Source organism: Streptomyces sp. JH002 (genome assembly GCF_050916115.1).
GTDB lineage: Bacteria > Actinomycetota > Actinomycetes > Streptomycetales > Streptomycetaceae > Streptomyces > Streptomyces xiamenensis.
Genome location: NZ_CP087989.1, coordinates 2,873,676 through 2,886,873, shown reverse-complemented (window position 1 = coordinate 2,886,873; position 13,198 = coordinate 2,873,676). Strand labels below are relative to the sequence as shown.

Annotated in this window: 10 protein-coding genes and 1 pseudogene; 5 read left to right on the top strand and 6 right to left on the bottom strand. The window is 72.1% G+C overall.

The annotated features are described in order from the left end of the window. The first annotated feature begins 2 nt into the window (after nucleotides 1-2). The 3 genes from hemB to H7827_RS13045 are packed head-to-tail and all read left to right on the top strand — an operon-like array spanning nucleotide 3 to nucleotide 2,899. Complete coding sequence (hemB, locus tag H7827_RS13055) at nucleotides 3-1,034, top strand: porphobilinogen synthase (RefSeq protein WP_432747980.1); 1,032 nt, start codon at nucleotides 3-5, stop codon at nucleotides 1,032-1,034. A gap of 45 nt (nucleotides 1,035-1,079) precedes the next feature. After that, nucleotides 1,080-1,862, top strand: a complete 783-nt coding sequence (locus H7827_RS13050; RefSeq protein ID WP_432745184.1) for an SDR family NAD(P)-dependent oxidoreductase — start codon at nucleotides 1,080-1,082, stop codon at nucleotides 1,860-1,862. Next, nucleotides 1,862-2,899, top strand: coding sequence for a serine hydrolase domain-containing protein (locus H7827_RS13045; protein ID WP_432745181.1), 1,038 nt, complete (start codon nucleotides 1,862-1,864; stop codon nucleotides 2,897-2,899). The genes H7827_RS13050 and H7827_RS13045 overlap by 1 nt, the downstream gene beginning before the upstream one ends. A gap of 51 nt (nucleotides 2,900-2,950) precedes the next feature. Here H7827_RS13045 and H7827_RS13040 read toward each other — a convergent pair whose 3' ends face one another. Further along, complete coding sequence (locus H7827_RS13040; RefSeq protein WP_432745179.1) at nucleotides 2,951-3,820, bottom strand: alpha/beta hydrolase; 870 nt, start codon at nucleotides 3,818-3,820, stop codon at nucleotides 2,951-2,953. Between the two features lie 118 nt (nucleotides 3,821-3,938). Between H7827_RS13040 and H7827_RS13035 the strand changes: the two genes are divergently transcribed. Next, on the top strand, nucleotides 3,939-4,517 hold the full coding sequence (locus H7827_RS13035; protein ID WP_386534843.1) for a TetR/AcrR family transcriptional regulator: 579 nt from the start codon (nucleotides 3,939-3,941) through the stop codon (nucleotides 4,515-4,517). A 156-nt stretch (nucleotides 4,518-4,673) separates the two neighbouring features. On the opposite strand, the pseudogene H7827_RS13030 reads toward H7827_RS13035, so the two are convergent. Next, nucleotides 4,674-5,879: pseudogene (locus tag H7827_RS13030) on the bottom strand (S8 family serine peptidase); the annotation flags it as partial. Nucleotides 5,880-6,145: 266 nt separating this feature from the next. Further along, nucleotides 6,146-7,915, bottom strand: coding sequence for an arginine--tRNA ligase (argS, locus tag H7827_RS13025; protein WP_432745177.1), 1,770 nt, complete (start codon nucleotides 7,913-7,915; stop codon nucleotides 6,146-6,148). 131 nt (nucleotides 7,916-8,046) lie between these two features. Between argS and lysS the strand changes: the two genes are divergently transcribed. After that, nucleotides 8,047-9,786: a lysine--tRNA ligase gene (gene lysS, locus H7827_RS13020; RefSeq protein ID WP_432745174.1), complete on the top strand. Its 1,740-nt coding sequence runs from the start codon at nucleotides 8,047-8,049 to the stop codon at nucleotides 9,784-9,786. A 72-nt stretch (nucleotides 9,787-9,858) separates the two neighbouring features. Here the strand turns inward: lysS and H7827_RS13015 are convergent, their stop codons facing one another. The 3 genes from H7827_RS13015 to H7827_RS13005 all read right to left on the bottom strand — a co-directional run bounded on the left by H7827_RS13015 (nucleotide 9,859) and on the right by H7827_RS13005 (nucleotide 12,901). Beyond that, nucleotides 9,859-11,130 carry a DUF2637 domain-containing protein gene (locus H7827_RS13015; protein WP_432745171.1) on the bottom strand — a complete coding sequence of 424 codons (1,272 nt, stop codon included), beginning with the start codon at nucleotides 11,128-11,130 and terminating at the stop codon, nucleotides 9,859-9,861. A gap of 81 nt (nucleotides 11,131-11,211) precedes the next feature. Then, nucleotides 11,212-11,979, bottom strand: coding sequence for a DUF3558 domain-containing protein (locus tag H7827_RS13010; protein ID WP_386534855.1), 768 nt, complete (start codon nucleotides 11,977-11,979; stop codon nucleotides 11,212-11,214). Between the two features lie 82 nt (nucleotides 11,980-12,061). After that, nucleotides 12,062-12,901 (bottom strand): DUF3558 domain-containing protein, encoded by an 840-nt coding sequence (locus H7827_RS13005; protein WP_432745167.1) that lies wholly within the window; start codon nucleotides 12,899-12,901, stop codon nucleotides 12,062-12,064. Between the last annotated feature and the right edge of the window lie 297 nt (nucleotides 12,902-13,198).

The window sequence follows — 13,198 nt, the reverse complement described above, 5'->3', positions numbered from 1 at the left end:
CAGTGAGCAGCGGATACGGTTCTGCACCGGTCGCGCCTGCCGCGCCGTCCGCCGGGCCGGCCTTCCCGGCGGCGCGGCCCCGGCGGCTGCGGACCACCGCGGCGATGCGCCGGATGGTGGCCGAGCACCAGGTGCGTCCGGCCGATCTGGTGCTGCCCGCGTTCGTGCGGGAGGGCGTCGCGGAGCCGGTGCCGATCTCCTCGATGCCGGGCGTCGTCCAGCACACCCTGGACTCGCTGCGGAAGGCCGCCGCCGACGCGGTGGCGGCCGGGGTGAGCGGGATCATGCTGTTCGGGGTGCCGCTGGTCAAGGACGCGGTCGGTTCGGCCGGCACCGACCCGGACGGCATCCTGCAGCGGGCGCTGCGCGCGGTGCGGGCCGAGGTCGGCGACGAGCTGGTCGTGATGGCGGACACCTGCCTGGACGAGGTCACCGACCACGGCCACTGCGGGGTGCTGGACGCGCGCGGCCGGGTCGACAACGACGCCACGCTCGCCCGGTACGCCGAGATGGCGCTGGTGCAGGCGGACGCCGGCGCCCACATGCTCGGCCCCTCCGGGATGATGGACGGTCAGATCGGGGTGATCCGGGCGGCGCTGGACGCGGCCGGGCACCAGGACGTGTCGCTGCTGGCGTACACCGCGAAGTACGCCTCGGCGTTCTACGGCCCGTTCCGGGAGGCGGTGAACTCCTCGCTGCGCGGGGACCGCAAGACGTACCAGCAGGACCCGGCGAACGGGCGGGAGTCGATGCGCGAGCTGGCGCTCGACCTGGCCGAGGGCGCCGACCTGGTGATGGTGAAGCCGGGCATGCCGTACCTGGACGTGCTGCGCCGGGTGGCGGACGCGGTGGACGTGCCGGTGGCCGCCTACCAGATCTCCGGTGAGTACGCGATGGTCGAGGCGGCGGCCGAGAGGGGCTGGATCGAGCGGGAACGCGCGATCGACGAGACCCTGATGGCGTTCAAGCGGGCGGGCGCGGATGTGATCCTCACCTACTGGGCCACCGAGGCGGCCCGGCGGCTGGCAGGCTGAGGGCCGCAGCACCGGTACGCGGAACGACGCAGGAGAGAAGGCGCCATGAGCAGCACCGCCATACAGGAACCCACCGCCGCGCCCACCGCCGTGGTGAGCGGGGCGAGCAGCGGGATCGGCGCCGCCACGGCGCGCCGGCTCGCGGCGGCCGGGTACCGGGTGGTGCTCACGGCGCGCCGCGCCGAGCGGATCGAGGCGCTGGCGGGGGAGTTGACCCAGGCCGGGCACGCGGCCCTGGCGTACCCGCTGGATGTCACCGACCGGGCGGCGGTGGACGCGTTCGCGGCCTCGCTGGAGCGGGTGGACGTCCTGATCAACAACGCCGGCGGGGCGTACGGCATGGACAGCGTCGCGCAGGGTGATCCGGCGGACTGGCGCGCCATGTACGAGGTCAACGTGCTGGGTGTGCTGCACATGACGCAGGCGCTGCTGCCGGCGCTGGTCGCGAGCGGGGCCGGCACGGTGCTGGTGGTGTCCTCGACGGCCGGGCTCGACACGTACGAGGGCGGTGGCGGCTACGTGGCGGCCAAGCACGGGGCGCACGCGCTGACCGGGACGCTGCGGCTGGAGCTGGCGGGGGAGCCGGTGCGGGTGATCGAGATCGCGCCGGGGATGGTGGCGACCGAGGAGTTCTCGCTGAACCGCTTCGGCGGCGACGCGGAGCGGGCGGCGCAGGTGTACGCGGGGGTGGCGCAGCCGCTGACCGCCGATGACGTGGCCGACACCATCGCGTGGACGGTGACCCGTCCGGCGCACGTGAACGTGGACCTGCTGGTGCTCCGGCCGCGCGCGCAGGTTTCCAACACCAAGGTGCACCGGGAGAGCTGATGCCGGCACGGCCCGGGGTGGTGGCGGTGGCGCGGGCCCTGGCCCGCCCCGGGTTCGTGGTGCTGGCGGTGCGGGACGGCGTGGTGCTGGCCGAGGGTGCCGGCGGGTGGGCGGTGCGCTGGGGCGCGGGCCCCGAGGGGCCGGTCGAGCTGCCGGTGGGCAGGGGGGTCCCCCAGGCGGAAGGCCGGGGGAGGGTGCCGATGACCGTGGACACGGTGTTCGATCTGGCGTCGCTGACGAAGCTGTACACGGCGCTGCTGGTGGCGCGGGCGGCGGACGAGGGGCTGCTGGATCTGGACGCGCCGGTGGGCCGGTATGTGCCGGAGGTGACGGACGCGCGGGTGACGTTGCGTCTTCTGCTGGCGCACCGCGGTGGGATGGCGGCCGACCTGGACCTGGCCCCGTACGGTACGCGCGCGCTGCGGCTGGCGGCGGTGTTCGGGGAGCCGCCGGTGTATGTGCCGGGGGAGGGTGAGCGGTACTCCGACCTCGGGCTGATCACGGCCGGGGTGGCGGTGGAGCGGGCGGCGGGCGCCGCGCTGGATGTCCTGCTGGAGCGCTGGTTCACCGGGCCGCTGGGGCTGGTGGACACCGGGTTCCGGCCTTCCGCTGAGCGGGTGGCGCGGTGTGCGGCCACCGAGTACCAGCCGTGGACGGGGCGCGGGGTGGTGCGCGGTGAGGTGCACGACGAGAAGGCGTTTCTGCTGGGCGGGGTGGCCGGGCACGCGGGGGTGTTCGGTACGGCGCGGGAGGTGGCCGTGCTGGCCCAGGTGCTGCTGAACGGCGGCCGGTACGGGGGCGTGCGGGTGCTGAGCGAGGAGCGGGCGGCGCGGTGGCCGGGCTGGGAGCGGGACCGGCCCGCGTACATGGGCGCGCTGGCCTCGCCCCGTACGTACGGCCACACCGGTTTCACCGGGACGAGTGTGGTGGCGGACAGCCGGAGCGGCACCGTGCTGGTGCTGCTGACGAACCGGGTGCATCCGGGGCGGGAGCGGCCGGTGGCCGGGGTCCGGGCGGCGGTGGCCTCGGCGCTGTGAGGCCCGTCCCGGGTGGGACGGGCCGGCGGATCGCTCGCGGCCGGGGCCGGGTCAGCGCAGGTGGCAGGTCTTCAGGTAGCTGAGGAAGGACGCCTGGAGCCCGGTGACGTGGGTCTCCCGCAGCAGGACGTGTGTCACCTGCTCCGACCTTCCCCGGGTGTGCAGTTGTTCCACCGCCGTGAGGACGTGGCGGGCCATTCCGCGGTAGAACGGGATGTCGCCCAGCACTTCGGCTTCGTTCAGGGTGATGTGCAGCCGTGGGGCGGCGGCGTCCCCGTCCGGTTCCGGGAGGGCGTCGAGGAGGGTGAAGATCTGGCTGTCCTTACTGGCCACACCGGGGCTGCCCGCACCGACGCTGGCGAAGACCCCTGTCTCGCGCAGCCAGGAGTAGAGGGCGAAGAGACCTCCGTAGGAGTAGCCGAAGAGGCCGTGCCCGGACTCGCTGACCCGCAGCTTCGACCGCAGGTGGGGGTGGAGTTCGTCGGTCAGGAAGTCGAGGAAGACGTCGGCGTGGGCTTCCTTCAGCTCAGCGAGGTAGGCGTCGATCTGCTCCTGGGTCATCGTCCCCGACTCGCGGGCGGCGGCGAGGGTGGCCAGCGTGTCGTCACCGATGGGTTCGCCCGGCGGCACGAGGTCGCGGTTGCGGATCTGTGCCCAGGCTGCGGCCTCCTCGCCGGTGTAGCCGATGGTGACCTGGATGTAGGGGGCGATCGTCAGGTACGGGTCGGCCTGGCTGACGATGAGGGGCGCGGTGAGGCCGACAGTCCAGTTGCCGTCCAGCACGTAGATCAGCGGCAGCGGATCCGTGGACTCCGTGTAACCGGGGGGTGTGGTCACCCAGACGCCGTAGCGGTGCCCCGAGCGGGCGGTGATCTCCAGGTACTCGGTGTCCGGCAGGCAGCCGTGCCACATCTCGCTCATCGGGTTTCTCCCCTCCTGCGGCCGTGGTGCACGCGCAGGGCTGTAGCTGTACTCAACAGTGGTGAATTGATCTTGCGGTAATGTACTCAACAGTGGTGAAACTGTCAACGGAGGCCATGTGAGATCGCCGGTGGGGGAAGGGAAGAAGCGTCTCCTGGAGGCGCTGTTCGAGGAGTTCGGCGAGAACGGCCCCAGCCCGAACCTGTCGATGCGCCAAGTGGCGGAGCGGCTCGGCGTGCACCACACGCTGCTGACGTACCACTTCGGGTCGCGGCCGGGGCTGCTGCGTGCCGTGCTGGCGGAGGCGCGCCGCCGCGACAACCTCGTCATCGCCGCGACCGGCACCGAACTCGGCTTCGAGGCCCTGTGCAGAGCGATCTGGGACTTCTACTCGGACCCCGCGCACGAAGACCGCACGCACGCCTTCTTCCACCTGGTCGGGCTCGCCGTCTACGAACGCGACGCGTTCCAGGAACTCGTCGTCGACATCGATGGCCTGGCGCACCTGCTCGAAGCGGCGGCTCGTCGCGACGGCGCCACGGCGACCGGCGCCAGGCGGCAGAGCATCATCGCGACCGCGTGCCTGCGAGGACTCCTGCTGCAGCGGCTGCTGACCCCGGGCGCCGAGGTCGACGCCGCGGCCGAGCGCTTCATCACCTCGCTGGTGGCGTTCGAGGGCGAAAGCCGCGCGTCGTAGACCGGTCCGTGGGTCGTGCCCGCGCCCGCGCTCGACCCGGCGCCGCCCCCGCGTCGCATCGTACGGCCGTGCCCGGGCCCGGAGACGGCGGTGCCCCGCCCGCCGCGGGTGCGGCGGGCGGGGCGATGACGTGCTGTCGGGCCCTGGGGGTTACGGGACCTGGAGGAGCTTGTTCGGCGAACCGGTGCCGGGGCTGCCGACCTGGCCGGTGACGGAGGCCGAGTCCAGGGCGGACCAGACCTGGGCGGGGCTGGCGCTGGGGCTGCCGGCGAGGTAGAGGGCGGCGACACCGGCCACGTGCGGGCTGGCCATCGAGGTGCCGGAGATGGTGTTGGTGGCGGTGTCACTGGTGCGCCACGCGGCGGTGATGCTGGTGCCCGGGGCGAAGATGTCCACGGTCGCACCCCAGTTGGAGTAGCTCGCGCGGGCGTCGTTGTTCTGGGTGGCGCCCACCGTGATGGCCTCGGCGACCCGGGCCGGCGAGTAGTTGGCGGCGTTCGCGTTGCTGTTGCCCGCGGCGACGGCGTAGGTCACGCCGGAGGCGATGGAGTTGCGGACGGCCGCGTCCAGCGCCGTGTTGGCGCCGCCGCCCAGGCTGAGGTTGGCGACGGAGGGGCCGGAGGCGTTGGCGGTCACCCAGTCCACGCCGCCGATGACGGAGGCGGTGGTGCCGCCGCCGCTGTTGTCCAGGACGCGGACGGAGACCAGGTCGGCCTGCTTGGCCACGCCGTAGGCGGTGCCGGCGGCGGTGGAGGCGACGTGGGTGCCGTGGCCGTTGCCGTCCGCGCCGCCCTGGTTCCAGTAGTCGTAGCCGAAGCTGGCCCGGCCGCCGAAGTCCGCGTGGCTGTGGCGGATGCCGGTGTCGACGACGTAGATGGTCACGCCGTCACCGGCGGAGTCCGGGTAGTTGTACGTCTGGTTCAGCGGGAGGCTCGGCTGGTCGATGCGGTCCAGGCCCCAGGAGGGGGGGTTGACCTGGGTGGCGTCGAGAGACACCCGCTGGTTCTGCACCACTTCCTTGACCGACGGGTGCGCGGCCAGGGCGAGCGCGTCGGCCTCACTGGCCTCGATCTCGTAGCCGTTGAGGGCGTGCTCGTAGGTGGTGACGATCTCCGCGTCGAACTTGTCGGCCAGGTTCTCGGCGGCGACGGAGGCCGCGGAGAACGTGCTGTCCTCAAGTATGACGATGTAGCTGTCCTCTATCGTGCCCGGGGCGTCCGCGTTGGCGATGAAGCCCAGGGGCTGGTCGGCTGCGCCCGTGTTGGCCGAGGCGGGAAGTGCAACGCCGATGCCGAGTGCCACGACTGCGGCGGTGGCCAGAACGGTCTTGCGCATCGCTGCCATCTGAGGGGTCCTCCTCATAGAGGTGCTGCGGTGGGGGTGAACCGATGCATGGCGATCGTGGGCATGACACCCGCGATCGCTCAGCCGAAATCATTCGCCCCGGCAGAGGAGACCGGCAAGGGGGCGTCGGTGTTTGTCACGTATATGTCATGCGGCGGTCACGTAATGACACAACAGGCGTGATGTCGAAGGGGTATTCGGCAACTCAAACCACAAAGGGGGCGGGGAAACGCCAGAATTCTGGCAGCTTCCTCCGCCCCCACCGGGGGTGCCGACGCTGTGTCCTACAGGCGTTCGGGCGTCTCGATGCCCAGCAGCGACATGCCCTGGCGCAGCGTGCGTGCCGTCAGCTCGCACAGCAGCAGCCGGTTCTCCACCATGGCGGGCGACTCCGCCTTCAGCACCGGGCAGTTCTCGTAGAACGTCGCGTAGTGCGAGGCCAGTGCGTACAGATACCCCGTCAGCCGGTGCGGCTCGTAGTGCCGCGCCACCTCGTCCAGGGTCTGCCCGAACTCGTCCAGGTGCAGCCCCAGCGCCCGCTCGGCCGGGGCCAGCGGCAGTTCGGGGTGCGCCACCGCCCGCGTGATGCCCTGCTCACGCCCGCGCCGCAGGATCGACTGGATACGGGCGTAGGCGTACTGGAGGTACACGCTGGTGTCGCCGTTGAGCGAGACCATCCGGTCCAGGTCGAAGATGTAGTCCCGCGAACGGGAGGTCGACAGGTCCGCGTACTTCACGGCGCCGATGCCCACCTGGGTGGCGCGTTCGGCGATCTCCGCCTCGGGCAGCTCCGGCGCCTTCTCGCGGACGACCGAACCGGCCCGCTCCACCGCCTCGTCCAGCAGGTCCATCAGGCGTACGGTCTCGCCCGCCCGGGTCTTGAACGGCTTGCCGTCCTTGCCCAGCACGGAGCCGAACGGCAGGTGGTGCGCCACCCCGTCCGGCAGCCAGCCGGCCCGGCGGGCCGTCTCGAAGACCATCTTGAAGTGCAGCGCCTGCCGCGCGTCCACGATGTAGAGCAGGGTCTCGGCGCCCAGCACCCCCACCCGGTCGCGGATCGCGGCGAGGTCGGTGGCCGCGTACCCGAAGCCGCCGTCCGCCTTCTGCACGATCAGCGGGACCGGCCGGTCGTCGGGGCCCTTGACGTCGTCGAAGAACACGCACAGCGCGCCGTCCGAGCGGACGGCCACCCCGGACTCCTCCAGCTGACGCGCCAGCGTGGGCAGATCGCTGTTGTAGGCGGACTCGCCCACCGCGTCCTCGTCGGTCAGCAGCACGTCCAGCCGGTCGTACACGGCGTTGAAGTACAGCTTCGACTCGTCGACGATCCGCTGCCACAGCGCCAGCGTCTGCGCGTCGCCGGTCTGGAGCGCCGACACCCGGCGCCGGGCGCGCTCCTTGAACTCGGCGTCCGAGTCGAAGACGGCGCGCGAGGCCCGGTAGAGGTGGTTCAGCCGCGAGATCGCCGCCTCGCCGGCCTCCGTGCCGCCCTGGTGGTCCAGCTCGTCGGGGTGCTCGATCAAGTACTGGATCAGCATCCCGAACTGGGTGCCCCAGTCGCCGATGTGGTTGCGCCGGACGACCTTCTCGCCCCGGTGCTCCATCAGCCGCACCAGCGCGTCCCCGATCACCGTGGAGCGCAGGTGGCCGACGTGCATCTCCTTGGCGACGTTCGGCTGCGAGTAGTCGATGACCGTCGTGCCCGGGTCCGTGGCGAACGGCACCCCGAGGCGGTCGTCGGCGGCACGTGCGGCGAGGTTGGCGGAGATGGCCTCGTCGGTGACCGTGATGTTGAGGAAGCCGGGACCCGACACCTCGACATCCCTGATCGGCCCGTCCCCGCCGGTGGTGATCGCCGCCACCACCTCGGTGGCCAGCTCTCTCGGGTTGGACTTCAGCCGCTTGGCCAGCGCCAGCATCCCGTTCGCCTGGAAGTCCGCCCGGTCACTTCGTCGCAGCAGCGGGTCCGCACCGGCGGCCTCGGGCCGGGCGGCCCCGAGAGCCTCGGCGAGGCGCTGGTCGACGACGGTGGCAAGGGCGGGAACCGAGGACATGGGAGGGCGAGCCATTCCGTAGGAGACAATGGATTCGCGGAGTCAACGCGGATTCTGAGAATCTTCGTCAGTATCCCACGCGGACCGCCACCCGGTTTCAGCGCAAGCGCGGCAGAAGGAAGTGCACAGCAGTGGATCGGACCACCCCGGAGACCGACTGGGTCTCCCGGCTCGCGGACGAGGTCATCGCCGAGGCGGAGCAGCGCGCGCCCGGCAAACCCGTTGTCTGCGCCTCGGGGCTCAGCCCGTCCGGACCGATCCACCTGGGCAACCTGCGCGAGGTCATGGTGCCCCACCTGGTCGCGGACGAGATCAAGCGGCGCGGCGTCGAGTGCGTCCACCTGCTCTCCTGGGACGACTACGACCGGTTCCGCAAGGTCCCGGCCGGGGTCGACGGGGTCGACGCGTCCTGGTCCGAGCACATCGGCAAGCCGCTGACCTCCGTCCCGGCACCGGCCGGCAGCCCGTACGGCAGCTGGGCCGAGCACTTCAAGGCCCCGATGCTCACCGCCCTGGCCGAGATGGGCATCGAGGTCCGCGCGATCAGCCAGACCGAGCAGTACACCTCGGGCGTCTACCGCGAGCAGATCCTGTTCGCGATGCGCGAGCGGCGGCGGATCGACGCCGTGCTGGAGCGGTACCGCACCAAGGCGAAGGCGGCGAAGGCCGGGGGCGGCAAGCCCTCGCAGAAGGCCGTCGACGAGGCCGAGCTGGCCGCCGCCGAGGGTTCGGGCGCCGCCGCCGAGGACGACGGCAGCGCGGGCAGCGGCGACTACTACCCGTACAAGCCGTACTGCACCGTCTGCGAGCGGGACATGACCACGGTCACCGCCTACGACGAGGAGACCACCGAGCTGACCTACCGCTGCGAGGCGTGCGGGCACGGCGACACGGTGAAGCTCAGCGAGTTCGACCACGGCAAGCTGGTGTGGAAGGTCGACTGGCCGATGCGCTGGGCGTACGAGGGCGTCGTCTTCGAGCCCTCCGGCGTGGACCACCACTCGCCCGGCTCCTCGTGGGTGGTCGGCGGCCAGCTGGTCTCCGAGATCTTCGGCGGCAAGCAGCCCATCGGCCCGATGTACGCGTTCGTCGGCATCAGCGGCATGGCGAAGATGTCCAGCTCCAAGGGCGGGGTGCCGATCGCGGCCGACGCGCTGGAGATCATGGAAGCGCCGCTGCTGCGCTGGCTGTACGCGCGGCGCAAGCCCAACCAGTCGTTCAAGATCGCCTTCGACGGCGAGATCCAGCGCACCTACGACGAGTGGGACGCGCTGGCGAAGAAGGTCGCGGACGGCACGGCCCAGCCGGCGGACGTCGCCGCGTACCGGCGGGCGATCGGCACCGCGGCGGGCGAACTGCCCACCACGCCGCGCCGGCTGCCGTACCGGATGCTGGCCTCCGTGGTGGACATCACCACCGGCGACGACGAGCAGACCCTGCGCATCCTGAGCGAGCTCGACCCGGAGCACCCGGTCACCGACCTGGCACAGACCCGGCCGCGTCTTGACCGGGCGGCGCGCTGGGTGGCCACCCAGATGCCGGCCGAGGCCCGTACCCAGGTGCGCGCCGAGCCCGACACCGAACTGCTCGGCTCGCTGGACGAGACGCAGCGCGAGTCGCTGCGGCTGCTGCGGGAGGGCCTGGCCGACCACTGGTCGCTGGACGGACTGACGACGCTCGTCTACGGGGTGCCGAAGATCCAGGCCGGGCTCGACCCGGAGGCGAAGCCGACGCCCGAACTGAAGGTGGCGCAGCGGAGTTTCTTCGCGCTGCTGTACCGGCTGCTGATCGGCAAGGAGACCGGTCCGCGGCTGCCCACGCTGCTGCTGGCGGTGGGGGCGGAGCGGGTGCGCGTCCTGCTGGGCGGTTAGGCCGGGCCGGGCCGCCCGTCGGGCGGCCCGGAGGCCATCGCCGCGCGCCCGCGCCGCCCTGCCGCGGCCGGCTCAGACGCTGGTGCCCATGTCGGCGTTGTAGCGCTCCTTGAAGCCGTGGTTGCGCATGAAGTCGCGCACGTGCTGCTCGGTCAGCAGATTGCCGTGCGGGTCGGTGACGTTGTAGCGGTCGTTCAGCATGAGGGAGAGCTGGCGGGCGGTGGGGAAGGCGTCGTGTTCGACGACGTACTGGTGGAACGCCTGGTAGTACAGCTCGTCCTGGGCCAGGTCGTCCGGCAGTTCGACGGGCTCCTGCGGGGGCTCCTCGCCGCCGGCGCCGCTGCGCTGGGCCGGCAGCAGCCCGGGGGCCGGTGCCTGGCCGAGGGTGCGGCGGCGGCCCGGGGCGACCGGGACGGTGGCGTCGGGGTACGGGTCCGGGTCCGGCTCGGGCGCGTACTCGGGCGCGGCCTGTCCGGCGTCCTCCGGTACGGGGGCGGGCTCCGCGTGTTCCGGCGTCCCCATTCCGGACGGTTCCGGCTCCCGCGCGTGCTGCGTCCGGGGGTCGTACCACTCCTCGCGCTCCGGCCGGGGCTGGAGCACCGGCAGTTCGGGCAGCGGGATGCGGGGCGGCTGCACGGCCCGGGGGGCCTGTTCGTCGGTCTCGGTGCGCCGGGCGGTGGCGGGGAGGGCCGTCTCCGAGAGCGGGACGCCGAAGCGGGCCAGCTTCAGCGGCATGAGTTCCTCGACCGGTGCGCGGCGGCGCCAGGCGCGGCCGTATTCGGCGCGCAGCCGCGTCTGGTAGACGAGGCGGTCCCGTTCCATGGTGATGACCTCGTCGTAGGACCGCAGTTCCCACAGCTTCATGCGGCGCCACAGCCGGAAGGTGGGGATGGGGGAGAGCAGCCAGCGCCACATGCGGACGCCCTCCATGTGCTTGTCCGCCGTGATGTCGGCGACCCGCCCGATGGCGTGCCGGGCCGCCTCCACGGTGATGACGAAGAGCACGGGGATGATCGCGTGCATGCCGACGCCCAGCGGGTCGCCCCACGCGGCGGCGCCGTTGAAGGCGATGGTGGCGGCGGTGAGCAGCCAGGCGGTCTGGCGCAGCAGGGGGAACGGGATGCGCAGCCAGGTCAGCAGCAGGTCCAGGGCGAGCAGGACGACGATGCCCGCGTCGATGCCGATCGGAAAGAACGGCGAGAACGCGCCGAATCCTTTCTTCTCGGCCAGATCACGGACCGCCGTGTACGAGCCGACAAAGCCGATGGCGGCGATGACGACCGCCCCGGCCAGGATGATGCCGACCAGGACGCGGTGTGCGCGTGTGAGTTTGATCGCGGCCACCCGCGGGCCTCCCCGTAATGAAACTGGTGTTCCCTCGCGGGGCAAGACTCGCACACCGCGGATCCGGCTGCCGTGGCTCGGTTACTCGTCGTCCTTCTTGTCCGTGTCCGCGCCATCCTCCGCGCCGTCCGCGTCCTGGCCCTCGTCCGCCGCCGTCGCGCCGAGCCGCTCCACGGCCTCGGCCGCCGCCGTCTCGGCGCGCTCCTTGATGCCCTTGGCGCCCGGCAGGTCATCGCCCTCCAGGCCGGTGCCCGCGTAGTCGACCGTGATCACGACGTTGCCCGTGCGCACGACGACCCGCTGCTGGCGGAAGTCCTGCTGGTCGTCGTCGATGTCCTTCTCGGCGTTGTACGCGAGGGTGACCGCCGAGTCGCCGGTGCCGGCCAGCTCCTCCTGGTCGACGTCGCTGTTGGCGCCGTCGCCGGTGATCTCCTCGATCTGCTGCGCGATGAAGCCCTGCGCCCGGTCGTCGCCGCTGCCCAGCGACAGGTCCGACTCGAAGCGGCGCAGCGAGACGGTCAGCGAGCGGTACTGGTACTCCTTGAGCCCGCTCCACAGGCAGGTGCCGGAGAGCGAGGTGTCGTTCGAGGTCAGCGCCGAGCCGCCCTCGGGGTCGGCCTTGGGCACCAGGTCACCGGCGGTGTCCGCGCTGATCGTGGCGCAGGGGTTGGGCAGGTCGGTGAACCGTACGGGCTCGGGCTCCGGAGCGCTCTGCTCCTCGCCGGCCGCGGAGTCGTCCTTGGCGTCGTCGCCGGAGGGGGAGGAGGAGCAGCCGGCGATCAGCAGGGCCGGAACGGCGGCCCAGGCCAGCGCGCGCAGGGCGCCTCGGGGAGTCGCGGTGGGGTGCATGATCTCTTCGCTTCCGTTAATCCAGGGGGCGCTCGGGACGGTGCGCCGCACAGCACGGTACGCCCTCGGCCCGCCGGGGGTGCTAATCGTCGAACCCGCCCGCCAGGTGCCGGCCCACCCGCTGGGCGCCGTCCTGGAGTGGTCCGCTCTCGGGTGGTGCGCCGGTGCGGGTGGTGATCTCGGTGTAGTGGACGGTGGCGATGACGTTCGCGCTGCGGAACGCCACGGTCACCTCGCGGTGTGCTCCGGTGGTGGTGGTGCTGAGCCGGTCGTCGAGGTAGGCGTCGTGGCCGATGCCGATGTCGCGCGGGACGGGGTTGCCGTCGCTGTCGGTGCCGGTGGCGGCTCCGGCGTCGGTACCGCTCTCGGTGTCGTCGCTGTCCGCGTCGCCGTCCGCGTCGCCGTCACCGGTGTCATCGCCGGTGTCGTCGCCGTCCTGCGGGGCGTCGGGTGACCCGGGTGCGTCCGGGTCCTCGGGAGCGTCGGGGGAGGGGAGGCCGGCCTCGGTGGCGCGGTCGGCGAAGTCGAGTTCCGCCTGGTCGTCGTCGCTGACCTGTGGGTCGTAGGAGATGACCCGTTCGAAGTCGACGGTGAGCCGCAGGGTGTTGCCGCTCTCCGGGTCCGTGCCCTGCCAGGTGCAGCCGCTGCGGCGGCCGGAGTCGTACGTCTCGGTGGGCGTGCCCCGGTACACCTCGGGTGCCGCGTCGGGCAGCAGCCGTTGCAGGGTGCTCTCGCTGACGGAGCCGCAGGGTTCGGGGAGCGCCGAGTACCGTCCGGGCTTGCCGGGCCCCGAGGCGCTGCCGCTGGGGCCGGAGCCGCCGGTGCCGCTCTGGGTGCCGGAGTCGCCGCCGCACCCGGCGGCGAGCGCGCACAGCGCCACGGCGGCGAGGGTGGTGCGTACCACTGCTGCCGCACTGCGCATGGCTGTCTCCCGGTCCGTGTGTCGCGCTGACGTGGTCAGGGGGTCATGTCTACCGCACACCCCGGCCGGGCGCCCGTCCGGTTGCCGCAATAAGGTAGTTTGTCTTATTTCTGGTGGCCAGGGGGTCGGCGGAAGGCACGGCGGTAGGTGTGCGGGCTGACACCGGCGGTGCGTTCGAAGCGGTCCCGGATGGCGGCCATCCGTCGGAACCTGGCAATCACGCCGCTGTGCGGTGCGGTGCCGCCCGCCTAGCGTCGAGGGTGCTCCGGCTCCGTTCCGCGATGTTGAGGAAGCGCC

Coding starts and splice junctions, on each gene's coding strand:
- H7827_RS13050 (WP_432745184.1), top strand. CDS start 1,080: ATGAGCAGCACCGCCATACAGGAACCCACCGCCGCGCCCACCGCCGTG.
- H7827_RS13045 (WP_432745181.1), top strand. CDS start 1,862: ATGCCGGCACGGCCCGGGGTGGTGGCGGTGGCGCGGGCCCTGGCCCGC.
- H7827_RS13040 (WP_432745179.1), bottom strand. CDS start 3,820: ATGAGCGAGATGTGGCACGGCTGCCTGCCGGACACCGAGTACCTGGAG.
- argS (WP_432745177.1), bottom strand. CDS start 7,915: ATGTCCTCGGTTCCCGCCCTTGCCACCGTCGTCGACCAGCGCCTCGCC.
- H7827_RS13010 (WP_386534855.1), bottom strand. CDS start 11,979: ATGCACCCCACCGCGACTCCCCGAGGCGCCCTGCGCGCGCTGGCCTGG.
- H7827_RS13005 (WP_432745167.1), bottom strand. CDS start 12,901: ATGCGCAGTGCGGCAGCAGTGGTACGCACCACCCTCGCCGCCGTGGCG.